We start from the raw sequence: 24312 nt of genomic DNA, 5'->3' as shown, positions 1-24312 counted from the left end.
CTGAACCCGGCGCCTACGTTTCGCCCAGGTCCGCAAGCGGATGCACGTCGCGGCGCCACGGCGACGAAATGAAGTGACGCACGCGTTCGGGCCGAACTTCGACAAGCGTGGCCGGTGCCCAGCGCGGGCGCCGGTCCTTGTCCACCAGATGCGCGCGCACACCTTCGCAGAAGTCGCCGTCTTCGATAGCGCGCGTCACGATGCCCAGCTCCATGCGAAAGCACTCGGCCAGCGTCATCTGCCGTCCGCGCAGCAGCGCCTCGCGCGTCACGTAGAGCATGGTGGGCGAATGCGTCGTCAACGCGTCGTAGGTCGCTTGCAGCCACTGGCGTATTTCGCGCGGTGCCTCGCGCGCCAGGTCCTGCTTCAGTGTGGCGACGATGCGGTCCACGCCCGAACGCCGGTCGAAGTGCCGCAGGATCGACTGCGTGTACGGCGTGAGCGCCGCGTGCGGAACGATGTTGCAAGGCGGCTCGAACACCCGCCGCAGCGCATGAAGCAAGTCGCCGTCGTGCGGCATGCGCTGTAGCCTCTCTTCGAACGAGGCGAGCCATTCCGCAGGCACGCAGAGATCGGCCAGTTGCAGGCGCAACGCATCGGCGCCCGAAAGCGTCGCGCCCGTGAGGCCCACGTACAGTTCCATCTCCGCCGGCATCACGGCGAGAAAGCGCGTAGCGCCCACGTCGGGCAGAAAACCGATGCGCGTTTCCGGCATCGCGAGCTTCGAGCGGTCCGTGACGATGCGCAAACACGCGCCCTGCCCGAGTCCCATGCCCCCGCCCATGACGATGCCGTCGAGCAACGCGACCACGGGCTTCGCAAACGTGTGGATCGCGTAGTCGAGCCGGTATTCGTCGATGAAAAACTGCTGCCATGCGGCGCTGGTGTCGGCATCGCGTTGCCTCGCGAGCGCATACAACGCGCGCACGTCGCCGCCCGCGCAGAAGCCCTTTTCGCCCGCGCCCCGCAGCACGACGGCAACGATCGCGTCGTCGTTGCGGCAACGCTCCAGCAGCGCGGCGAGTTCGCGAACCATCGCATGCGAGAGCGCATTGATGGCGGCCGGCCGGTTCAATGTGATCACCGCGACGCGATTCACCACGCGCAACGCCACCTCGGGTTCAGCGTCAGGTGCGCAATTCAAAGGACTCGTGGCCTGCACCGAAGCCTCGCGAAGTGCGCTCATCGTGCCGTCTCCGCTGTACTGTCCCTCACGCCGCTCCAGCGCGGCTTGCGCTTTTCGAGAAACGCATTCACGCCCTCGCGTTGATCGGGATGATCGAACAGGTCGACGAAGCGCTCGCGTTCCACGGCCAGCGCCGCCGCGCGCGGCACGCCGTTGCGCGCCTGGTGGATCAGCTGCTTGCTGAACGTGACAGCCTGCGGACTCAGCGTCGTAACGCGCGTGCCCATCGCCAATGCCGCTTCGCGCGCCGCGCCCGTTTCCACCACCTCTTCCACGAGACCGATACGCAACGCGGTCTGCGCGTCCACGCGTTCGCCCGTGAGGATCATTCGCTTCGCCCAGCCTTCGCCCACGAGCCACGGCAACGTCTGCGTGCCGCAGCCGCAGCACAGCAGACCCACCGCGGTCTCAGGCACGGCGAGTTGCGCATGCTGTTCGGCGATGCGCACGTCGCAGGCCAGCGCGCATTCCAGTCCGCCGCCCATCGCATAGCCGTTGATCGCCGCAATCACGACGGGTCGCGCGTTCTGCAATGCTTCGAATGCCGCGCCGAAACGCGCGGCCGCTTCGTGTGCCACGTGCCTGTCGCCGTCGGCGAACGTGTTGAGGTCGGCGCCCGCGCTGAAGAAGCGCGGGCCATCGCCCGTGATGACGAGCGCACGTACGCGTTCGTCGGCATTCAGCGCTTCCACGGTTCGCTGCAATTGCAGCAGGCCTTCAGGCGTGAACGCGTTCGCAGGCGGGCGCTTCAACGTAACGAGCGCGACGGCACCGTCGTGGACGTAATCGAGCTCGATCATCACGCGTCCTCGCCGGTGCGATACAGCTTGATGATGGACGAGAAGTCGAGCCGCCCTTCGCCGCGGCTGCTCATCGTCTGATAAAGCTGCTGTGCGAGCGCCCCCAGATACACCGGTTGATGCGCCGAACGCGCGGCGTCCGTGGCGAGGCCCAGGTCCTTGAGCATGAGGTCCGTGCCAAAGCCGCCCGTGTAGCCGCGCGACGCGGGCGCGGTTTCAATCACGCCGGGAAACGGGTTGTACGTGTCCGAACTCCAGCAGCGCCCCGTCGACGTATTGATGATGCCCGCGAGCACCCCGGTATCGATGCCGAGCGCCGCGCCTAGCGACATGGCCTCCGCCACGCCCGCCATGGTGATGCCGAGCAGCAGGTTGTTGCAGATCTTCGCGACCTGCCCCGTGCCCGTGTCGCCGCAATGCACGAGGTTCTTGCCCATCGCCGACAAGACGGGACGCACGGCTTCGAACGCGGCGGCGCTGCCGCCCACCATGAAGGTCAGCGTGCCCGCAGCGGCGCCGCCTGTGCCGCCCGAGACCGGCGCATCCACGAACGGGTTGCCGTGCTCCGCGGCGAGCGCCGCGAACGCCTTCGCGCTTTGCGGATCGATCGTGCTCGAATCGATGATCGTCACGCCCTTCGCAATGCCGGCCAGAACGCCGTCCTTTCCCGCGAGCACTTCGCGCACATGTGCGGCGGCGGGCAGCATCGTGATCACGCATTCCACATCCGTAGCTGCGAGCTTCGGCGACGCCGCCGCCTTCGCGCCCGCATCCACGAGCGACTGCACCGCCTGCGCGTTGAGGTCGAACACGTTGAGCGCGTGCCCCGCTTTCAGCAGATTGCGCGCCATGGGCGCGCCCATGTTGCCGAGCCCGATAAAGCCTGTTTTCATGGCCTTTTCTCCTGTTTGCGGTTCAGCGCAGGCTGATGGTGGTGTTCACGCCGTCGCTCGTGGTGGCGTCGTCGAACCAGCGCGCGGTCACGGTCTTGGTCTGCGTGTAGAACTGCACCACCTGCTTGCCGTAAGGGCCGAGGTCGCCCAGCTTCGAGCCGCGCGAACCTGTGAAGCTGAAGAACGGCACGGGCACCGGAATGGGAATGTTGATGCCCACCTGCCCCACGTCGATTTCGCTCTGAAATTTGCGCGCCGCCGCCCCACTCTGCGTGAAGAGGCCCACGCCGTTGCCGAACGGATTGCTGTTCACCAACGCGATGGCCTCGTCGAGCGTGGGTACCGTCATGACGAGCAACACCGGGCCGAAGATCTCGTTGCGGTAGATGTCCATGCTCGTCGTGACGTTTGAGAAGACCGTTGGGCCGATGAAGTTGCCGTCTTCGTAGCCCTTCACGCGCACGCCGCGCCCATCGAGCACAAGCGCTGCGCCCTGCTTCACGCCCGATTCGATCAGGCCCAGAACACGCGCCTTCGCCGCACGCGACACAACAGGCCCAACGTCCGTGCCCGGTTCGTGGCCCGCGTTCACCTTCAACGCCCTGGCCTTTTCCACGAGATCGGGCAGCCAGTCTTTCGCCGCGCCTACGAGCACGGCCACCGAGGTCGCCATGCAGCGCTGACCCGCCGCGCCGAACGCAGCGCCCACGAGCGCGTTGATCGACTGCTCGCGATTCGCATCGGGCAGCACCACGGCGTGATTCTTCGCGCCCATCATGGACTGCACGCGCTTGCCGTGTTCGCTGCCGAGGCGATAGACGTGCGTGCCCACCGCCGTGGAGCCGACGAACGAAATCGCCTTCACGAGTTCGTGCGTGCAGAGCGCATCGACCACTTCCTTGCCGCCGTGCACGACATTGAGCACGCCCGGCGGCACGCCCGCTTCGAGCGCGAGCTCGACGAGTTGCATGGTGGAGAGCGGGTCCTGTTCCGAGGGCTTCAACACGAACGTGTTGCCGCAGACGAGCGCCATCGGGAACATCCAGAGCGGAATCATCGCCGGGAAGTTGAACGGCGTAATGCCCGCGCACACGCCGAGCGGCTGGCGCAGCGTGTAGGTGTCCACCGTGCCCGCCACGTTTTCGAGGAACTCGCCCTGTTGCAGCGTGCCGACCGAGCACGCGTGCTCCACCACTTCGAGCCCGCGGAAGATGTCGCCTTCGGCATCGGGCAGCGTCTTGCCCTGCTCCGCCGTCAGCGTCTTCGCGATGCGCGGCATGTGCTCGCGAATCAGCGCCTGGTACTTGAGCATGATGCGCATGCGCGCACCCACCGGCGTGTTTTTCCATGTGGCAAACGCGGCGTGCGCGGCGCGAATGGCGGCGTCCACTTCGTCCGTCGTCGCGAACGGCACGCGTGCCAGCACATCCTGCGTGGCCGGATTCACCACGTCGCGCCATTCGGTGGTTTTCGAGTCGACGAACTCGCCGCCGATTAGCAGTTTGACGGCGGGCGGTGCATCGGATGACGAAGCAAGCGAAGCGGAAGATGCGGAAGGAACGGCGCTCATGCGGTGTCTCCTGTGCGAGAGTGGTCGCCGCGCATCGACTCGCATGCGGCGGCGCCTGAAGATGAAACGATGTGAAGTCGTGACGAAGCCGCGCGAGCACGGCCGTGCGCCGCTTCGTCAAGCATCAACGCAGATCGGGAAAGTCTTCTTCCCAGTACTCGCCGGGCAGGCGTTCTGGTTCGGCGGGTCGCTCCTGCTCGCGGCGCCGCAGCTCCACGCGGCGGATCTTGCCGGAGATGGTCTTCGGCAGATCGCTGAACTGCAGGCGACGAATCCGCTTGTACGGTGCGAGTTTTTCGCGCGAGAAGCGAAATACGCTGCGCGCCAGTTCGGGCCCCGCCTCGAAGCCCTGGCGCACAGTGACGAACGCCTTGGGCACGGAAAGGCGCAACGGGTCAACGCTCGGCACCACAGCCGCCTCGGCAATCGCCTCGTGCTCGATCAGCACGCTTTCGAGTTCGAACGGGCTCAACCGGTAATCCGACGACTTGAACACGTCGTCGGCGCGGCCCACGTAGACGTAGTAGCCATCGTCGCGGCGCAGTGCCACGTCGGACGTGTGGTAGTAGCCGTTGCGCATCGCGTGGTCCGTCGCGTTCGCGTTGTTTGCGTAGCCCGTCATGAGACCGAGCGGACGCTGCGCAAACGGCAATGCGGGCAGCGCGATTTCGCCTTCGCTCACGGGCTGATCGTCGGCATCGACGAGTTCCACCTTATAGCCCGGCAGCGGACGGCCCATGGACCCCGGCACCACGGGCTGCCCCGGCGAATTGCCGATCTGGCAGGTGGTTTCGGTTTGCCCATAACCGTCGCGGATCGTGATGTTCCAGGCGCGGCGCACGCGCTCGATGATCTCGGGATTGAGCGGCTCGCCCGCGCCCACGATCTCGCGCAGCTTCACGTCGTACGACGCGAGCGGCTCCTGCACGAGCATGCGCCACACGGTTGGCGGCGCGCAGAGCGTCGTCACGTTGAAACGCACGAGCACCTCGAGCGTTTCGCGCGGCACGAAGCGCGCGTAGTTGTAGACGAACACGCACGCCTGCGCATTCCACGGCGCAAAAAAGCAGCTCCACGCATGCTTGGCCCAGCCCGGCGAACTGATGTTCCAGTGCACGTCGCCCGGCATGAGGCCGATCCAGTACATCGTGGAAAGATGCCCCACGGGGTAGCTCTGATGCGTGTGTTCGACAAGCTTCGGCTTGGACGTGGTGCCCGACGTGAAATAGAGCAGCAGCGGGTCGGTCGCGCGCGTGGGGCCGTCTGGCACGAAATGCGGCGAGGCCTCCCCGGCATCGGCCAGATCGAGCCAGCCTTCGCGCCGCGCACCCACGGCAATGCGCTTCACGCTCGCGTCGATCGAATCGAACTTGGCAAGCTCCGCGCCGTCCACGACCACGTATTGCGCGCCGCCCAGCTGCACGCGGTCGCGCACGTCGTCGGACGAAAGCTGCGTGGTGGCGGGCAGCACCACGGCGCCCAGCTTCATGGCTGCGAGCATCACGTCCCACAGCTCCACGCGATTGGGCAGCATCAGCAGCAGACGGTCGCCGCGCCCCACACCCACGCCGCGCAGATAGTTCGCCATGCGCGAAGAGCGCTCCGACATCTGCGCATACGAGAGCTTGAGGCCCTCGCTGTGCGGGTCGTCGACGATCCACAACGCCGGCTGGTGATTGCCGCGCGCGACGACGTCGAAGTAGTCGAGCGCCCAGTTGAATGCGTCCATCGCCGGCCATGCGAACTCGCGATACGCGCGGTCGTAATCGGTGCGATGGCGCAACAGCAGATCGCGCGCCTCGATAAACTGCTTCGCTGCAGCTCCGTCGTTCATCGTCGTCTCCTGATCGGCGCGAATGTGCGCTCTGTGCCGCTTATTGTGCGCCCGCGTGGGGTCGTTTAGGGTGGCTAAGGTCTATTTTGAGGCCTTTTTTCAAGGCTCTTTCTTCTATACGTGGCGCGCGATCACCATTCGCTGCACCTCACTCGTGCCTTCGTAGATCTGCGTGATGCGCGCGTCGCGATAGTGACGCTCCACCGGATAGTCGGCGAGATAACCGTAACCGCCGTGAATCTGCAGCGCCTTCGAACACACCTCTTCGGCCAGTTCGGACGCATAGAGTTTCGCCTGCGACGCCTCCGAAAGACACGGTTTGCCGGCCGTGCGCAAGCGTGCCGCGTGATGCACGAGCAACCGCGCGGCGTTGAGGCGCGTGGCCATGTCCGCGAGCATGTTGGCGATGGTCTGATGCTCGCGCAACGCCTTGCCGAACTGGATGCGCTCGCTCGCGTAGGCACGGGCCGCGTCGAATGCGGCGCGTGCAATGCCCACGGCCTGCGCCGCGATGCCGATACGCCCGCCCTCCAGATTCGCGAGCGCGATCTTGAGCCCCTCGCCACGCTCGCCCAGCAGGTTCGCCTGCGGCACCGCACAATCGTCGAGCGAAACGGGACACGTGTCCGATGCGCGAATGCCCAGCTTGTGCTCCGGGCGGCCCACGTTGAACCCCGGCGTGCGGGTGGGCACGATGAAGGCCGAGATGCCGCGCTTGCCGAGGTCCGGGTCCGTCACCGCGAACACGATGGCCACGCTCGCGCGCGCACCGTTCGTGACGAACTGCTTGCTGCCGTTGAGCACCCACTGGCCGTCGCGCAACACGGCGCGCGTGCGCAGGTTGTTGGCTTCGGAACCCGCCTGCGGCTCGGTCAGGCAAAACGCGCCGATGGTGCGTCCCGTGGCCAGATCGTGCAGGTAGCGGTCTTTCTGCGCCGGCGTGCCGAAATTCAGGATGGGCCCGCAGCCCACCGAGTTGTGCACGCTCATCATCGTGGCGCACGCGGCGCAGCCGGCGGCGATCTCTTCGAGCGCGAGCGCATACGCCACGTAGTCGGTGTACGAGCCGCCCCATTCCGCAGGCACCATCATGCCGAGCAGGCCCAGTTCGCCCATCTGCTCGACCACCTCGTCGGGCAACGCGCCGTCGCGATCCCATTGCGCCGCGTGAGGCGCGAGACGTTCGGCAGCGAATTCGCGCGCGGCGTCGCGGATCATGCGTTGCTCGTCGGTATAGAAATCGTCCATCGGCTGGCTCCTGTCTGTTCGATGCCGGTGCGGCGTGCTTGATGCCACGCCGGATGCCACGCTGAATGCCGCGCATGCGCGAACATGGCGCGCGCTGTGCCGGCGCTTTAAACTGTCTCGCCCTCGCGCGGGCCGCCGTGTTCGCGCCGTGGCGCCGCTTGATGTGGTTCCGGTTGGGAAGGAGTGTAGGCACGCGCGTGCGCCGCTTCGATGCCCGCTTCGATCAATCGGCGTGAGCGGATTTGCCATGCCGCGGGCGCCCGGCGCGCCCATGCAGACCTTGACCCGAAGACGATGAAGAAAAACGAAAAAGGCACGATCTCGATGAGCCTCGTGGAGGAAACGCTGGCGCTCGCGCGCGCACGCGGACTCGACGTGCTGCCGCTCGTCGCGGCCGCCGGGATCGCCCCGCAGATGCTGGCGTCGCCGAAGAGCCGCGTGTCGTCGGCGCAGTACGGCGCGCTGTGGGTGGGCATTGCGCGTGCGCTCGACGACGAGTTCTTCGGCCAGGACGCGCATCCCATGCGTTACGGCAGCTTCATCGCGATGACGCACGCGGCGCTCACGGCGAGCACGGGCAAGCAGGCGTTGCAGCGCGCGGTGAACTTCATGCGGCTCGTGCTCGACGACCTCGCGGTGCGCGTGGAGCCCGACGCGGCCCGCGTGCGTCTCGTTTTCGCGCACCGGCCCGGCACCGCGGAGCCGAAGATGTTCGCGTATGCCACGTGGTTCATCATGGTCTATGGGCTCGTCTGCTGGCTCGTGGGCCGGCGCATTCCGCTTCTGTGCGCGCGCTTTCGCTGCGCGGCGCCGCCCGCCGAGCACGAGTACCGCCTGATGTTCTGCGACGACATGGCGTTCTGCCAGGAGGCGTCGTACGTCGACCTTTCGCCTGCGTTTCTCGAATTGCCCGTGATCCAGACGGCGCGCTCGGTCAAGACGTTTCTGCGCGACGCGCCGGGCAGCTTCGTCGTGAAGTATCGCAATCCGGGGTCGTTTGCCGCGCGCGTGCGCAAGACGCTGCGCGCGTTGCCCATGTCCGCGTGGCCCGACGCCGGGTCCATGGCCGAGCGCCTCAACGTGGCCGAAGCCACGCTGCGCCGGCGCCTCAAGCAGGAAGGCCATACCTATCAGTCCATCAAGGACGACCTGCGCCGCGACATCGCCATCGGCGAACTGCAGGACACGTCGCGCACGATCGCGGACATTGCCGCCGCCGTGGGCTTCGCGGAACCGAGCGCCTTTCACCGCGCGTTTCGCAAATGGACCGGCATGCGGCCCACGGATTACCGGCTGGCACGCACGCAACGCGCCGAATCGGACTAAGCTTTAGAACGTCATCCCTTTTCCGGCCGGCGCCGCCAAAAACGCGTGCCGGCCGCCAGCGATGCGCACGCTGCCCGTCTCTTCGCGCCGTTCGCCGCGCCTCGCGCATGAAGCGCGCGGGGCCGCTTTCCGGTGTTTCCTGCGTGTCGAGCATCTGTCACGCTGCGTTGGGTTCGCGCTATGTGTGCTGGCTGCGCCCTTCGCGCGGCTCGCGCGCATTGCGTCGTCGCGCCGCACGCCGCGGCTCGCCCGGCTCCTCTACGGGTTTTCACTCACGGCGCCATTGTTGATCGGTGCCCCTGCGAATGCGGCCATCGATACGAACGTCGCTGCGGCCACAGCACCCGCGCCTGTCGTCGTGATTCCCGTGGCCGGCGCCATCGGCCCGGCCAGTGCGGACTTCATCGTGCGCGGGCTCGCCCGCGCCGCGCACGACCACGCCCAGCTCGCCGTCATTCAGCTCGACACGCCGGGCGGCCTCGACACATCGATGCGGCAGATCATCAAGGCGATCCTCGCCTCGCCCGTGCCCGTTGCCACCTTCATCGCGCCCGGCGGCGCACGCGCGGCGAGCGCGGGCACCTACATCGTCTACGCGAGCCACATTGCGGCCATGGCGCCCGGCACCAACCTGGGCGCGGCCACACCCATCCAGATCGGCATGGGCGTCACCGAGCCGCAGCGCCAGCCTCCGAGCGACGCGAAACAGCCGCTCGCCACCGACGAACGCGCAACCGAAACACGCAAGCAGGTTCACGACGCAGCCGCCTACATCCGCGGGCTCGCCCAGCTGCGTGGGCGCAACGCCGACTGGGCCGAGCGCGCAGTACGCGAAGCGGTGAGCCTTTCCGCGAACGAGGCGCTCGCGCAAAAAGTAGTCGACGTCACCGCGCGCGACGTGCCCGAGCTGCTACGCGTACTGAACGGCCGTCGCGTGCCCACGGCCACGGGCGAGGTCACGCTGGCCACGGCAAACGCGCCTCTGCTTACGCTCGCGCCCGACTGGCGCAGCCGTTTCCTCTCCGTCATCACGGACCCGAACGTCGCCCTCATCCTGCTCATGATCGGCATGTACGGGCTCTTCTTCGAGTTCGCGAACCCCGGCTTCGTGCTGCCGGGCGTGGCCGGGGCCATCAGCCTGCTGGTGGGGCTCTTCGCGTTGCAACTGCTGCCCATCAACTACGTGGGCCTCGGGCTCATTTTTCTGGGGCTCGCGTTCCTGATTGCCGAAGCCTTTCTGCCGACGTTCGGCACGCTCGGCTTCGGCGGCATCGTGGCCTTCGTCATCGGCGCGCTGATGTTGATGGACACCGAGGCGCCCGGCTTCGGCATTCCGTTGCCCATGATCGCCGCGCTCACCGCGTTCAGCGTGCTCTTCGTCTTCACGGTATCGAGCGTCGCGCTCAAGGCGCGGCGACGGCCCGTGGTGACGGGTTCGGAAGCATTGATCGGCAGCGTCGGCGTGGTGCTGGACGAGGGCCTCGCAACGAAGGACATGGACGGGACGGGAGCGGCGGCCGAAGGCTGGGCGCGCATTCATGGCGAGCGCTGGCGCGTGCGCTGCACCGAACCGCTTGCCGCGGGAAGCGAAGTGCGCGTGACGGGCCGCCAGGGACTCATGCTCACGGTGGAGCCTGCGCGCGAAGCGTCGCACACGGCGGGACCATCGCCGTCACCGGGCAGGAACACGGGTGTCGGGTCCATGCAAGCCAGCGCGCACGCGCAGGCACCGACATCGGCACCCCATGCATCGCCTCTACAACAAGGAGAACGTTCATGATGGGATTCACCTTCGGCTTCGGCAGCATCCTGATCGTGCTGCTGATCCTGCTCGTTGCTTCGTCGATACGCATCTTCCGCGAGTACGAACGCGGCGTCGTATTCCTGCTCGGGCGCTTCTGGAAAGTGAAGGGACCGGGGCTCGTGCTGATCGTCCCCGTCGTGCAGCAGGTCGTGAAGATCGACCTGCGCACCGTCGTGTTCGACGTGCCGCCGCAGGACGTCATTACGCGCGACAACGTGTCCGTGAAGGTCAACGCGGTGGTCTACTTTCGCGTGGTGGACCCCGAACGCGCCGTGATTCAGGTGGCGCGCTACTTCGAGGCGACCAGTCAGCTTTCGCAGACCATTCTGCGCGCCGTGCTCGGCAAGCACGAACTGGACGAACTGCTGGCGGAACGCGAGCAGTTGAACGCGGACATCCAGAAGGTGCTCGACGCGCAAACGGACGCGTGGGGCATCAAAGTATCCAACGTCGAGATCAAGCACGTGGACATCAACGAAACGATGATCCGCGCCATCGCACGCCAGGCGGAGGCGGAGCGCGAACGCCGCGCCAAGGTGATTCATGCCGAAGGCGAATTGCAGGCTTCCGAAAAGCTGCTGCAAGCCGCACAGATGCTCGCGCAGCAACCGCAGGCCATGCAGCTGCGCTATCTGCAGACGCTCACCACCATCGCCGCGGACAAGAATTCGACCATCGTATTTCCCCTGCCCATCGACGTGCTGCAGCACGTGCTGGACCGCTGGGGCCCGAGGCCGCCGCAAGGCTGAGCGGGCCCGCGTTCAAGGCGGCACTCACGGCCGTGTTGCGCGCGTTGCCAACATATCCCGCACGCCGCACGCAATCCTGATTACAATGCCGCCCGTGACAGGGCGGCGCGCGCCGCCGCGCATGCGGCCGGCCGCAACGGCCGTGCCCGGCCAGGCGTTCCGGCTGGCTGACGCACGCCGCACGACACGTTCGCATGGCCACATCAAGCATCCACGAAACCCATCCAAGAGGCCTTTCTTCATGGACTCCATCAAGCGCTATTTCGGCTTCGACGAAGCGGGCACCACCCTGCGCACCGAATTGCTCGCGGGCTTCACGACCTTCCTCACGATGGCCTACATCATCTTCGTGAACCCGGCGATTCTGGGCGACGCGGGTATGCCGAAAGAGTCCGTGTTCGTGGCCACCTGCCTCGTGGCGGCGCTCGCTTCGCTCGTGATGGGCCTCTACGCGAACTACCCCATCGCGCTCGCGCCCGGCATGGGCCTCAATGCGTACTTCGCCTACACGGTGGTGAAGGGCATGGGCTTCACGTGGCAGGCCGCGCTGGGCGCCGTGTTCATCTCGGGTTGCCTCTTCATGATCGTCACGCTGATCCGCGTGCGCGAGGTGATCGTCAATGGCATTCCCCATTCCATACGCGTGGCGATTACGGGCGGCATCGGCCTCTTCCTCGCCATCATTTCGCTGAAGACCTCGGGCGTCGTGGTGGGCAACCCGGCCACGCTGGTAGCGCTCGGCGACCTGCACAACCCGCATGTGGTGCTCGCGATCATCGGCTTCTTCGTGATCGTGACGCTCGACTTCCTGCGTGTGCGCGGCGCGATCCTGATCGGCATCGTGGGCGTCACGGTGCTTAGCTTCTTCTTCGGCGGCAACCAGTTCCACGGCGTGTTCTCCGCACCGCCCTCCATTTCGCCCACGCTCTTTCAGCTCGATATTCGCGGCGCGCTTTCGTCGGGCATCCTGAACGTGATTCTCGTGTTCTTCCTCGTCGAGCTCTTCGATGCAACGGGCACGCTGATGGGTGTCGCGAATCGTGCGGGCCTGCTCGTGCACGGCAAGATGCACCGCCTGAACCGCGCGTTGCTCGCGGACAGCACCGCGATTCTCGCCGGATCCGTGCTCGGCACGTCGTCCACCACGGCGTATATCGAAAGCGCTTCGGGCGTGCAGGCCGGCGGCCGCACGGGCATGACGGCCATCACGGTGGCCGTGCTGTTTCTCGCATGCCTCTTCGTGGCACCGCTGGCGGGCGTCGTGCCGGGTTACGCGACCGCGCCTGCGCTGCTCTACGTGTCGTGCCTGATGCTGCGCGAAATGGTGGAACTGCCCTGGGAAGATGCGACGGAAGCCGTGCCGGCCTCGCTCACAGCGCTGCTCATGCCCTTCACATACTCGATCGCCAACGGCGTGGCGTTCGGCTTCATCTCGTACGCAGGGCTCAAGCTGCTGACGGGCCAGGCGCGGCAGGTCAAGCTGGTGGTGTGGATCATCGCCGCGGTGTTCCTGTTCCGCTTTTTCTATCTTGGAGCGGAGTAGCCGACCGGCGTGTACCGAAGCGCGCGCGATAAACGGAAGCACCCCAAGGGGTGCTTCTTTTTTTTGCCGCACGGCATTCGGGCAACAGGCAACGGCGCTGCAACGCCGATCAGGACGGCCGCACGTTCGCCTCGTAAAACCGCACGTAGCCGCTGCGCAGCACGGCGCACCGCCCACGCGTTTCGGAGAGCAGCCGGCGCGTGGCCGCCTCGATGCGTTCGCGGTGCGCGTCGAAGGCGCCCAGCATGTCCTCGGCACGCGTGGACTCTGCACCAAAGTGATCTTCCAGCGCCTCGGCCGTAATCACGCATTCCAGCCGCTCGCCATCCACCATCGCAGCAAACGCCAGCGTGAGTTCAGGCCCGCAATACTCAGGAGGTTCTTTCGGGAAAATGATCTGCATGGTGAGGTCGCCTTCGATTCACGGGTCATCGGGGCTGCGCGCATGCGCCTTCAAGACCGGGCGACAGACGGACGCCCGTCGCTCGATCCATTCACTTTAGACGAGTTGCAGCAACCCGCAAGTTTTGCGTGATGGCCTGGCGAAAGGCCTCGGTGGCCCACCGGAGCCATGCCGGGAACGTGCACTGCACGGGCGATGCAATCGAATGCAGCTTCGGTGCGGGCACCCTGTCGCACGCCCGAACCAGGGCATACCCCGACGCGCCACGGCGCCCAGCGGGGCCGTGCGCGGCGACCCGTCCTGTAAGATGAACGCTGACCTGCGCGCGCCTTTGCCGCACCGACATTGCGCGGTGCAGCACGCGAGACCGGACGCAGCCATGCACTTCGCTGCCGCGCGCCGCACGAACTGGAGACACGCAGTGACACAACCTTTCGCGATATCGGCCCGCCGTACCGACGTCATCGCGCAGGCGCACGCGCGTTCGCGCGAAGTCGGCCTGCATACCGGCGAAACGCCCGACTTCCAGCCCCTTGCGCCGCTCGCGCTGCGCGAGTTGATCGAGCGTAATCAGTCGCTCTATGCGCATGCACTGCCGGTCATGGAAACGCTGCATGCGCAGATCGTCGACACGCAAAGCATGGTGCTGCTCACGGACCGCCACGGCGTGATCCTGCACAGCCTCGGCGACAACGACTTCATCGAGAAAGCCCGGCGCGTCGCGCTCTGCCCCGGCGTTTCGTGGGCCGAAAGCGACCGCGGCACGAATGCGATCGGCACGGCGCTCGTGGACGGGCAGCCCACCATCGTCCACGGTGGCGAGCACTTCCTGCGCGCCAACCACATCCTCACCTGCTCCTGCACGCCCATCGTGGACCCGTTCGGCGAGGCCATCGGCGCACTGGACGTGAGCGGCGACACGCGCGGCGCCCACAAGCACACGCTGGCACTCGTGCGGATGTCGGCGCAGATGATCGAGAACCACCTGTTCGCCAACCAGTTCGCCGACGCCGTGCGCGTGCGCTTTCATGCGCACGCCGAATTCATCGGCACCCTGTATGAAGGGCTGGCCGCGTTCACGCCGGACGGCACGCTGCTTTCCGCGAACCGCAGCGCCCTGTTCCAGCTGGGCCAGCCGCTCGCGGCGCTGCAGCGGCAGCCGTTTGCCGCCCTGTTCGGCGTGCCGTTTCCGGTGCTGCTCCAGCACGCGGCGCAGGCGCCCGGCGCCTGCCTCACGTTGACGCTGCCGAGCGGCGTGCGCGTGATCGCGCGCGGCGAGTTTGCCGTGCCACGCGCAACGGCGACGGCACCGCGCGTCGTCTCGCGCGAGGCCGCGGTGCGGCCCGTTGCATCCGCGGCGCAGGGCACGCCGGGTGGCCCAGCGGTAACACTCGCCTCGCTCGACACGGGCGACGCCCGCATGGCCGATGTCCTGCGCCGCGTCGAAAAGGTGCGGGGACGCGACATTCCGGTGCTGGTGCTCGGCCGCACCGGCACGGGCAAGGAATGGCTGGCCCGCGCCATCCACCAGGATTCGCCGCGCGCGGACGGCCCGTTCGTCGCGGTGAACTGCGCGTCGCTGCCGGACACGTTGATCGAAGCCGAGCTGTTCGGCTACGAAGACGGCGCGTTCACGGGCGCGAAGAAGCGCGGCAACACCGGCAAGATCGTGCAGGCCGACGGCGGCACTTTATTTCTCGATGAAATCGGCGACATGCCGCTCGCCCAACAGGTACGCCTGATGCGCGTTCTGCAGGAACGCACCGTCGTGCCGCTCGGCGGCACCCGCGCGGTGCCCGTGGACCTGCGCATCGTCTGCGCCACGCACCGCAATCTGCGCGAGATGATCGCGGCGGGCACGTTCCGAGAAGACCTCTATTACCGGATCAACGGCCTTGCCGTGACGCTGCCGGCCCTGCGCGAACGCACGGATCTGCCGGTGCTCGTCACCCGCATCCTGGAAAACCAGTGCACTCACCCGCATGCACCGAAACGCGTCAGTGCAGATGTACTGGACTGCTTCGCACGCTGCCGCTGGCCCGGCAACCTGCGCCAGCTCGCCAACGTGCTGCGCACGGCGAGCATCATGGCCGAGGGCGAAGACGCGATCGGCCTCGAGCACCTGCCCGAAGACTTCTTCGAGGACTGCGAGCCTGCGACCCTCGCCGTTGCGGACCCCCTTCACGCTGCGCCCGCCGCCGAGGTCCGCGCGGCGAACGATCAGGCGCATCAGGCATTGGCGTCCGGACGTCTGCAGGACTGGCAGGCGGCGCTCGTCGAAGCCACGCTGGCGCGGCTGGGCGGGAACGTGTCGGCGGCGGCACGCGAACTCGGGCTCGCAAGAAATACGGTCTACCGGCATCTGCGCAAGCGCACGGCCCACTGAAGCGGCGGCCACGTGCAGCGCTCGTTGGGGCGCGCGCTGCACGTACGAAGCCGTACGAGGCCGCACGCAGCGGGGCCGGCCCCGCACGCCCGGACGAGGCAAGGCCACGTGCAGGCAGGGGCAAGGCAGCACAGGGCGCAGGGCCCAAGCCGCCCGGCCGCAAATCAGCCCGAACGCCGACAGCGCCGACGCAGAGGGGCACCACCGCATACACGCAGTTCCGGGCGTGAAGCGACAGCCTGGTCAAACGGAAACCATGCCACGCCCCGGCACGGCACGGCACGGCACGGCACGGCACCGTAGCAGCGGGTTTGCCGCACGTGCGTTAAGCTTGCGCCCGAACCTGCCCGAACCCAAGCCATGGCCTCCCGACACGAACTCAAGCGCTATCGCCGGAACCTCGCCGACGAACTCGACAGCGCCGCCGTCTACGAAACCCTTGCCCAGGTCGAAAAAGACCCCGCGCGCCGCAGCGTGTTCGAACAGCTCGCGGCCTCCGAGCGCGAGCACGCGCAGGTCTGGTCCGACAAGCTGCGGGCCAACGGCGTGCGCGTGCGGGCGCATCGGCACAGCATCAAGACGCACCTGATGCGCACGCTCACCCGCACGTTCGGCCCGGCCTTCGTGTTGCCGACGCTGGCCGCCGCGGAGTACGCCGACCGCAACAAGTACGCGCACCAGCCCGGCGCCGAAAAGCTCTCGGCAGAAGAACAGCACCACGCCGACGTCGTGCGCGCCGTGGTGGACGGTCAGAACGCGGAGGGCATGTCGAAGGGCGCGCAGATTGCGGCCGCCGAGTCGTGGCACAAAGGCGTGACCTCCGGCAACGATCTGCGCGCCGCCGTGCTGGGCGCCAACGACGGCCTCGTCTCGAACTTCTGCCTCATCATGGGCGTGGCCGGCGCAGGCGCGGCGAACCGCACGATCCTGCTCACCGGCCTCGCCGGCCTGATCGCGGGTGCGTGTTCGATGGCGCTCGGCGAATGGCTGTCCGTCACGAACGCGCGCGAACTGGCGCGCACGCAGATCGCGAAGGAGTCCGACGAAATCGAGCAGACGCCCGACGCCGAACGGCACGAACTCGCGCTGATCTACCAGGCCAAGGGCGTGGACGCCGACGAAGCCCGCCGCGTGGCCGCGCAGATCATGCGCGACAAGGACAAGGCGCTCGATACGCTCACGCGCGAAGAACTCGGGCTCGACCCTGCGGAACTGGGCGGCAATCCGTGGACGGCGGCGGGCGTCTCGTTTTGCCTCTTTTCGCTGGGCGCCATCTTTCCGGCCATGCCTTTCCTGTGGGCGCACGGCATGTCGGCCATCGTGCAATGCGTGGCGCTGGCGGGCTTCGGGCTCGCCGCCGTGGGCGTGTTCACTTCGCTGTTCAACGGACGCGGCGCGCTCTTTTCGGCGGGTCGCCAGATCGTGATCGGGCTGATTGCAGCCGCCTTCACGTTCGGCGCGGGGCGGCTGCTCGGCGTGTCGATTTCGTGACCGGATTTCGTGAGCAGGCCAGGCGTAATTGAACAGCAACGACGTGAAGCACCGCATGAATCCGCATGACACCGACGGCGCCACAAGCGGAGCCCCAAAAAGCGCAAACGCAAACGAAAGCGCGCCCGCTCCTGCCGATCGAACAGACGAGCATCGCGACGCGGCCGTCCCACACGTTCGCGTGGAACCGCTCGGCCGCGTCTTCGAGGCGCCGGACACGCTCACCGTGCTCGAAGCCGCCGGCTTCGCGAATCTGCGGCTGCCGCGTTCGTGCCGCAACGGCACGTGCCGCACGTGCCTGTGCCGCGTGATCGAAGGCAAGGTGCGCCATACGATCGAATGGCCGGGTCTTTCGGCCGAAGAGAAGGCCGAAGGCTACATCCTGCCTTGCGTGGCCGTTGCAGAGACCGATCTCGTGATCGAGGCGCCCGGCGCCGTGGACCTCGATGCGAGCCCACCCGGCAAGCGAAACGAAAACGGGCGCTAGCGCCGGCGCGCGTCGTTGCCGCTTTCCGTCTAACGCCGTTCAGAAGCGGCGCGGCCCGCGAACAAAGTCCGCTGCCCTATCGCGACGGCCCGCGCCTGGGCACCTCCCCCCACGTTCAACGACCCAAGGCGCCGCCCACTTCCGCCGGTCGCCTGCGCGACCCCGTCCCGGCTGTTTGGTACAGCCATGCTGTTCTTTGCGACAGGCGTGTTCAAACGCCGACGACATGCGTCATCGTTACGCTGCTCGCCGCGATGCCGCCGGTCCTCCGGCCGAACCGGCAATCACCGGACAAGAGGAGTCGAATGAACAGCGAGGGCCTCACGAATGCCTGCGTGCATTTCGCTCGAAGCATCATGGTCGGCGTACTGGGTCTGCTGCCCTTCGCGCCCATCCAGGCGCAGCCAGTCGCAACGCCGACAGCCACAGCCAGAACCATCGTCGACGGTCTGCAATTTCCCGAAGGCACGGTGTTTGTCGGCACGACGCTCTATTTCGTCGACTACGGCCGGTCGGAAGTGCTGCGCATCGTCGGCGGCGAGGCGCAGCGCGTATGGCAACGCGACGGTTGCGGCGCGAACGGTCTCGCTCCGAGCGGCGATGGCCTGCTGGTGGCGTGCTACGACAGCGGCGCCATTGTCGAGATCACCACGGACGGGCGAACCCTCCGCGAGATAAATACCGACGACGCCGGCAACCCGCTCATCCACCCGAACGACCTGACGGCGGACCACCACGGCGGCGTGTACTTCACGGCATCGGGCTCGGCCGATACGCCCGGCAAGGTGTTCTACCGCGATACCGCGCATCACGTGCGCGAGGTAGCGACCGGCATCCGCTATGCCAACGGCGTGGCCGTGTCCCCTGACAACGGCACGCTCTACGTGGCGGAGAGCGACGCGGCACGCGTTCTCGCGTTCACCATCCGCGGCTCCGCACAACTCTCGCATCGCCGCCTGTTCGCGGCGCAAACCGCGTTCGGCCCGCTCGCGGCCAACACGCGGTTCACACCCGACGGCGTACGCACCGACGCCCACGGCAACGTATTCGTCGCGCAATACGATGGCGGCGGCTTTGCCGTCTTCGCCGCCGACGGCCGACTGCGCGAAGCCGTGCGACTCCCGCTCGCCCATCATTCGAATCTTGCGATCGCGCCGGACGGCAGGTCAGTATTCGTCACCGCAATACCGGACGAAGCCGACGGCGCGAAGCGCGGCGCATTGCTGCAAGTCCCGAATCCGGTCGGCCCGTGAGCGCAGCGCGACCGCACTGCGCAATGGACCGCCGCTGTCGTCAATGTCCCATCAAAGGAGTTCGCATCATGAATCGGAATGGCTTCAGGTCTGCCGTTTTTTCGCTGCTCGTCGCCGCGCTTCCCGCGACATACGCGCAAACCGCGGCAGCGGCCCAGCACTTCACCGACGGCGATCAGCAGGAAATCAGAACGCTCTTCCTGCGCCAGGCCCATGCCGCGACCACGCACGACCTCACGGAGTTCGCGAGCGTCTTCGTCTCTTCTTCGCCGGGCGAATCCGATCCCGTGGCACTCGTCGCGCGTCCCTACCGCATCTGGGGCAGAACCGCCTTGCTGGATCACTTCCGCGAGACCTTCAAGGGCGTCTGGAAATTCGAACCGGAGACCGGCAACATCAAGATACTTCCCCTCAGCGACGACGTCGCGCAGCTCTACGCGCCCGCCCTGATCACGTCCGGAAAGTCGCCGGCCTCCGCCACGACGGGCCGATTCCTCATGTACGAAGTGGCGCTTCGTACCGGCATGGGCTGGCGCATCTCTTCGATTGTTCCCGTGCCTGCGGAGTAGAGGGCCGCATAGTCGCTAGTCGGATTCGGCGTGCGGCGTGGAATGAACGTCCTCGAACACGCCCACCCACCGGCACATTCGCGGGCGCCTGATTTTTTTCCGTTTGTCTCCCGACTATTGACGTGCGATAAAGCGCGGATCGCATCACGGTCCGCGCGCACGCTCATGACCTTCATTCGCCTGCGCGTGGCCCCAACAGCAACAGGAGCAACGACCATGGCCACGCTCGAAGCGTTCCGTGCGGTGCTAGACGACCAGCGCACGCCCGAGATCATCCGCAATCACATCATCGATTCGCTGCAGTACGCCCTGCGCAACTACGGCCAGGTCTTCACCGCGCGTGAAGTGGAATGGCTGCGCGAGTGGGACGACGCGCGCATTCCGCTCGCCGCCTCGAACGAACTGAAAAAGCGCATGCCCGAGACGACGAGCTGACCGACGGCACCTCGCGGCCCATCCCCGCGCGCGACGCATCATCGTGCCGCGCGCTTCCCGCTTCCCCTCTTTTCGCTGCATCCGGTGCCTCTCACGGCAACGGAACGCACGTCCTCCTGCTTCATCCCGCTCCCCGTTTTCCCCGCGCTTCACGCAGCACCGTTCATGTTTCGAGGCAACCGGCCCTGCAGGCGCTCGCCTGCACTTCACTGCAACGCATCGCACCGCAGGAGTGCCTCTCGCCGGTGCCGCGCACTGCTGCGGTGCAATATCCGGTTCCGGGCCGATATGCGCGAACCCTTATGGAATAAGGCTCTGAGGGGTTTCGTGCAAGATGGCACGGCCGTTGCATAGCGATGCGCGTCCCCTGCAACGGCGCAGGGCGGCATGAGCCCACACGCGACGCAGCACGCAGGCGCGCGGCTCATCCAGAAACACTTCGGTCGGGCAATGGCGTTCGACGTTCGTCGCAACCGGTGCAGCGCGTTCAACAGTCTGAACACGCACACGGCGAGCGATCCAACGACGGAACTCACATGGACCGCAGCTTCTGGCGCAATGGCCACACCCCCACGCTCCTCTCGGCGTTCCTGTACTTCGATCTGAGCTTCATGGTCTGGTATCTGCTCGGACCGCTGCAGATCCAGATCGCTCAAACCCTCGCACTCTCCACGCAGCAACGCGCGCTGATGGTCGCCACGCCGATTCTGGCGGGCGCGATTCTGCGCGTGTTCATGGGCCTGCTCGCGGACCGCATCGGCGCGAAGCGCGCAGGTCTGCTGGGCCAGGCTATCGTGATCGCGACGCTCGTGGGCGCCTGGCAGATCGGCGTGCATTCGCTCGGTCAGGCGCTCTTCCTCGGCGTGCTGCTCGGCGTGGCGGGCGCGTCGTTCGCCGTCGCGTTGCCGCTCGCCTCGCGCTGGTATCCGCCGCATCAGCAAGGCACGGCGATGGGCATTGCCGGTGCGGGCAACTCCGGCACGGTGCTCGCGGCCCTCTTCGCGCCCGCGCTCGCCGTGGCGTTCGGCTGGCAGAACGTGTTCGGCATCGCGTGCATTCCCGTCGCCGCCGTGCTGATCTACTACACGGCCTTCGCGAAAGACGCGCCGGGCGTGGTCGTGAAGAAGCGACTGGGCGACTACGCGCGCATGCTCGGCAACCGCGACTCGTGGTGGTTCATGTTCTTCTACTCGCTCACGTTCGGCGGCTTCTCCGGCTTCGCGAGCGCCCTGCCCGGCTACTTCCACGACCAGTTCGCCTTCGACCCGAAGATCGCCGGCTGGGCTGCGGCCGCGTGCGTGTTCGCGGGCTCGGTCATGCGCCCCATCGGCGGACTGATGGCCGACCGCATCGGCGGCACGCGTTCGCTGCTCACGGTGTTCGCATCCGTCGCCGTGCTGATCGGCACGGCGGGCTTCAATGTGGGCGGCCCGCTGCCCACGGTGCTGCTGTTCATCGCCGCGATGCTGTGCCTCGGCGCCGGCAACGGCGCGGTGTTCCAGCTCGTGCCGCAGCGCTTCGGGAAGGACATCGGCGTGATGACAGGCCTGATCGGCATGGCGGGCGGCGTGGGCGGCTTCGCGCTCGCCGCGAGCCTCGGCACCATCAAGCAGGCCACCGGTTCCTACTCCGCGGGCCTCTGGCTCTTCGCGTGCCTTGCCGCACTCGGCTGGGCCGGCATGAGCAACGTGAAGCACCGCTGGCGCAACGCGTGGTCGGTGGCCGCCGCGCGCGTCTGATGCAGGCCTCATACACATAGACACGCAGTGGAGTGCATGCGCCTCGATACGCGGCACCTGCACTCCGCCGCTGCACCCCATTGCATTCCGTCAAGCATCGAGCCGTTCCACCCGCTCTACCCGCACTCGCAGGAGATTCAGCATGAACAAGCCCCGACTCGTCGTGATCGGCAACGGCATGGCCGGTATCCGCACGCTCGAAGAGCTGCTTGCGATCGCCCCCGACCAGTACGACATCACGGTGTTCGGCGCGGAGCCGCATCCGAACTACAACCGTATCCTGCTTTCGCCTGTGCTCGCGGGCGAGCAGACGTTCAAGGACATCGTGCTCAACCCGCTCGAATGGTATGCGGAGCAAGGCATTCGCCTGCATCTGGGCAAGACCGTCGAGCGCATCGATCGCGTGCGCCGCGTCGTGCTGGCGGACGACGGCACCGAAGCGCCGTATGACCGCCTGCTGATCGCAACGGGTTCCGTGCCGTTCATCCTGCCGGTGCCGGGCAACACGCTCGAAGGCGTGATCACCTATCGCGACATTCACGACACGCAGGCCATGATCGACGCCGCCGAAGTGAAGCAGCGCGCGGTGGTGATCGGCGGCGGCCTGCTGGGGCTGGAGGCCGCCAACGGCCTCAAGCTGCGCGGCATGGACGTGACCGTGGTGCATCTGGCCGACACGCTGCTCGAACGCCAGCTCGACGCCACCGCAGGCAAGCTGCTGCAACGTTCGCTGGAAGCGCGCGGCTTGCAGTTCATGCTCTCGAAGGCCACTACGGAGATTCTCGGCAACGAAGCGGGCCACGTGAGCGGCGTGAAGTTCAAGGACGGCGAAACGATTGACGCCGACCTCGTCGTGATGGCCGCCGGCATTCGGCCCAACACGACGCTGGCCGAATCGTGCGGCCTGCACTGCCATCGCGGCATCGTGGTGAACGACACGCTGCAAACCTACGACCCGCGCATCTACGCCGTGGGCGAATGCGTGAGCCATCGCGGCATCGCCTACGGTCTCGTCGCGCCGCTCTTCGAGCAGGCGAAGGTCTGCGCGAACCATCTCGCGTTGATGGGCATCGGCAGCTACAAGGGCTCGGTGCTGTCGACCAAGCTGAAGGTGACGGGCATCGACCTCTTCTCCGCCGGCGAATTCAACGGCGGCGACGGCTGCGAGGAAATCGTGCTCTCCGACCCCGCGGGCGGCGTCTACAAGAAGCTCGTCATCAAGGACGATCAACTGGTGGGCGCGTGCCTTTACGGCGACACGGCGGACGGCGCCTGGTACTTCAAGCTGCTGCGCGAGGGCCGCAAGCTGGGCGAGTTGCGCGACCACATCATGTTCGGCGAATCGAGCGTGGGCGATGCGGGCGTGCAAGGCCAGAGCCGCGCCAGCGCGATGGCGGACAGCGACGAAGTGTGCGGCTGCAACGGCGTGTGCAAGGGCACCATCGTCAAGGCGATCACCGAAAAGGGCCTCTTCACCGTGGACGACGTGAAGAAGCACACCAAGGCCGCGAGTTCGTGTGGCTCGTGCACGGGCCTCGTCGAGCAGATTCTGATGAACACGGTGGGCACGAACTTCCAGGAAACGCCGAAGACGAAGGCCGTCTGCGGCTGCACCGACCACAACCACGGCGAAGTGCGCAAGGCAATTCGCGAGCACCGCCTGCTCACGCACCGCCAGGTCTACGATTTCCTCGAATGGCGCACGCCCAACGGCTGCGCCACGTGCCGCCCCGCCATCAACTACTACCTGATCTCCACCTGGCCGCGCGATGCCGTGGACGATCCGCAAAGCCGCTTCGTGAACGAACGCGTCCACGCGAACATCCAGAAGGACAACACGTTCTCCGTGGTGCCGCAGATGAAGGGCGGCGTGACGAACCCGAGCGAACTGCGCCGCATCGCCGACGTCGCCGAGAAATACAACGTGCCGATGGTCAAGGTAACGGGCGGCCAGCGTATCGACCTGCTCGGCGTGCGCAAGGAAGACCTGCCGAACGTGTGGCGCGACCTCGGCATGAAGTCGGGCCACGCGTACGGCAAGTCGATCCGCACCGTGAAGACCTGCGTGGGCAGCGAGTTCTGCCGCTTCGGTACGCAAAACAGCACGCAGATGGGCATCGATCTCGAAACGATGCTTGCCAACATGTGGTCGCCGCACAAGGTGAAGCTCGCGGTCTCCGGTTGCCCGCGCAACTGCGCCGAGGCCGGCATCAAGGACGTCGGCGTAATTGCCGTGGATAGCGGCTGGGAACTCTACGTGGGCGGCAACGGCGGCATTCGCACCGAAGTGGCGCAGTTCCTCGTCAAGGTGAAGAACGCCGAGGAAGTGAAGGAGTACACGGGCGCATTCCTGCAGCTCTATCGCGAAGAGGCGTATTACCTCGACCGCACGGTGCACTACATCGCGCGCGTGGGTCTGGACTACGTGAAGAAGAAAGTGGTGGAAGACGAAGCGAGCCGCAAGGCGCTCTACGAGCGGCTGCTGTATTCGCTGGAAGGCTTGCCCGATCCGTGGGAAGCGCGCATCGGCGGCGCCCGCAAGCACGAATACATTCCGCTCAAGGTGGTTGCTTGAGCAGCACCATGAGCCCCACCA

The 24312-nt window shown here is 66.6% G+C and carries 19 protein-coding genes; 12 read left to right on the top strand and 7 right to left on the bottom strand.

Going from position 1 to position 24312, the window contains the following annotated elements; translation table 11 throughout:
* Positions 1-13: 13 nt before the first annotated feature.
* The 6 genes from U0042_RS07785 to U0042_RS07760 all read right to left on the bottom strand — a co-directional run bounded on the left by U0042_RS07785 (position 14) and on the right by U0042_RS07760 (position 7531).
* Positions 14-1186, bottom strand: a complete 1173-nt coding sequence (locus U0042_RS07785) for an enoyl-CoA hydratase/isomerase family protein (RefSeq protein WP_114810455.1) — start codon at positions 1184-1186, stop codon at positions 14-16.
* Entirely contained in the window at positions 1183-1986 is an 804-nt protein-coding gene (locus U0042_RS07780; protein WP_114810454.1) for an enoyl-CoA hydratase, read from the bottom strand. The genes U0042_RS07785 and U0042_RS07780 overlap by 4 nt, the downstream gene beginning before the upstream one ends.
* On the bottom strand, positions 1986-2879 hold the full coding sequence (gene mmsB / locus U0042_RS07775; RefSeq protein ID WP_114810453.1) for a 3-hydroxyisobutyrate dehydrogenase: 894 nt from the start codon (positions 2877-2879) through the stop codon (positions 1986-1988). Before mmsB ends, U0042_RS07780 begins: the two co-directional genes overlap by 1 nt.
* A 22-nt stretch (positions 2880-2901) precedes the next feature.
* Complete coding sequence (locus U0042_RS07770) at positions 2902-4449, bottom strand: CoA-acylating methylmalonate-semialdehyde dehydrogenase (RefSeq protein WP_114810452.1); 1548 nt, start codon at positions 4447-4449, stop codon at positions 2902-2904.
* A gap of 124 nt (positions 4450-4573) precedes the next feature.
* A complete protein-coding gene (locus U0042_RS07765) occupies positions 4574-6283 on the bottom strand; it encodes an AMP-binding protein (RefSeq protein WP_114810451.1) in 1710 nt (569 codons plus the stop codon).
* A gap of 114 nt (positions 6284-6397) precedes the next feature.
* Positions 6398-7531, bottom strand: a complete 1134-nt coding sequence (locus U0042_RS07760) for an acyl-CoA dehydrogenase family protein (RefSeq protein WP_114810450.1) — start codon at positions 7529-7531, stop codon at positions 6398-6400.
* A gap of 294 nt (positions 7532-7825) precedes the next feature.
* On the opposite strand from U0042_RS07760, the gene U0042_RS07755 reads away from it, so the two are divergent.
* The 4 genes from U0042_RS07755 to U0042_RS07740 all read left to right on the top strand — a co-directional run bounded on the left by U0042_RS07755 (position 7826) and on the right by U0042_RS07740 (position 12953).
* Positions 7826-8857: an AraC family transcriptional regulator gene (locus U0042_RS07755; RefSeq protein WP_114810449.1), complete on the top strand. Its 1032-nt coding sequence runs from the start codon at positions 7826-7828 to the stop codon at positions 8855-8857.
* A 61-nt stretch (positions 8858-8918) separates the two neighbouring features.
* Positions 8919-10637, top strand: coding sequence for an NfeD family protein (locus U0042_RS07750; RefSeq protein WP_419150502.1), 1719 nt, complete (start codon positions 8919-8921; stop codon positions 10635-10637).
* Positions 10634-11410: a slipin family protein gene (locus tag U0042_RS07745; protein ID WP_114810448.1), complete on the top strand. Its 777-nt coding sequence runs from the start codon at positions 10634-10636 to the stop codon at positions 11408-11410. The genes U0042_RS07750 and U0042_RS07745 overlap by 4 nt, the downstream gene beginning before the upstream one ends.
* 241 nt (positions 11411-11651) lie before the next feature.
* Entirely contained in the window at positions 11652-12953 is a 1302-nt protein-coding gene (locus tag U0042_RS07740; RefSeq protein ID WP_114810447.1) for an NCS2 family permease, read from the top strand.
* Between the two features lie 109 nt (positions 12954-13062).
* On the opposite strand, the gene U0042_RS07735 is transcribed toward U0042_RS07740, so the two are convergent.
* Positions 13063-13356, bottom strand: a complete 294-nt coding sequence (locus tag U0042_RS07735; protein ID WP_114810446.1) for a DUF1488 domain-containing protein — start codon at positions 13354-13356, stop codon at positions 13063-13065.
* Positions 13357-13735: 379 nt separating this feature from the next.
* Here U0042_RS07735 and U0042_RS07730 point away from each other — a divergent pair, with 379 nt between their 5' ends.
* From U0042_RS07730 to nirB, 8 genes are all read left to right on the top strand, one after another.
* On the top strand, positions 13736-15742 hold the full coding sequence (locus tag U0042_RS07730; protein WP_114810445.1) for a sigma-54-dependent Fis family transcriptional regulator: 2007 nt from the start codon (positions 13736-13738) through the stop codon (positions 15740-15742).
* 360 nt (positions 15743-16102) lie between these two features.
* Entirely contained in the window at positions 16103-17233 is a 1131-nt protein-coding gene (locus U0042_RS07725) for a VIT1/CCC1 transporter family protein (RefSeq protein ID WP_114810444.1), read from the top strand.
* Between the two features lie 55 nt (positions 17234-17288).
* Positions 17289-17720 carry a 2Fe-2S iron-sulfur cluster-binding protein gene (locus tag U0042_RS07720; protein WP_114810689.1) on the top strand — a complete coding sequence of 144 codons (432 nt, stop codon included), beginning with the start codon at positions 17289-17291 and terminating at the stop codon, positions 17718-17720.
* 305 nt (positions 17721-18025) lie between these two features.
* The gene (locus U0042_RS07715) at positions 18026-18973 is read left to right on the top strand and encodes an SMP-30/gluconolactonase/LRE family protein (protein WP_157977804.1); all 948 of its coding nucleotides are present in this window, start codon (positions 18026-18028) and stop codon (positions 18971-18973) included.
* 68 nt (positions 18974-19041) lie between these two features.
* The gene (locus U0042_RS07710; RefSeq protein WP_114810442.1) at positions 19042-19542 is read left to right on the top strand and encodes a nuclear transport factor 2 family protein; all 501 of its coding nucleotides are present in this window, start codon (positions 19042-19044) and stop codon (positions 19540-19542) included.
* Positions 19543-19758: 216 nt separating this feature from the next.
* Positions 19759-19977, top strand: a complete 219-nt coding sequence (locus U0042_RS07705) for a hypothetical protein (protein ID WP_114810441.1) — start codon at positions 19759-19761, stop codon at positions 19975-19977.
* 536 nt (positions 19978-20513) lie between these two features.
* On the top strand, positions 20514-21716 hold the full coding sequence (locus tag U0042_RS07700) for a nitrate/nitrite transporter (RefSeq protein WP_114810440.1): 1203 nt from the start codon (positions 20514-20516) through the stop codon (positions 21714-21716).
* A gap of 142 nt (positions 21717-21858) precedes the next feature.
* The gene (gene nirB, locus U0042_RS07695; RefSeq protein WP_114810439.1) at positions 21859-24291 is read left to right on the top strand and encodes a nitrite reductase large subunit NirB; all 2433 of its coding nucleotides are present in this window, start codon (positions 21859-21861) and stop codon (positions 24289-24291) included.
* Positions 24292-24312: the final 21 nt, after the last annotated feature.

Source organism: Paraburkholderia kururiensis, assembly GCF_034424375.1.
GTDB lineage: Bacteria > Pseudomonadota > Gammaproteobacteria > Burkholderiales > Burkholderiaceae > Paraburkholderia > Paraburkholderia kururiensis_A.
The sequence above is the reverse complement of the archived record's forward strand: the minus strand, read 5'-3'. Positions and strand labels throughout refer to the sequence as shown.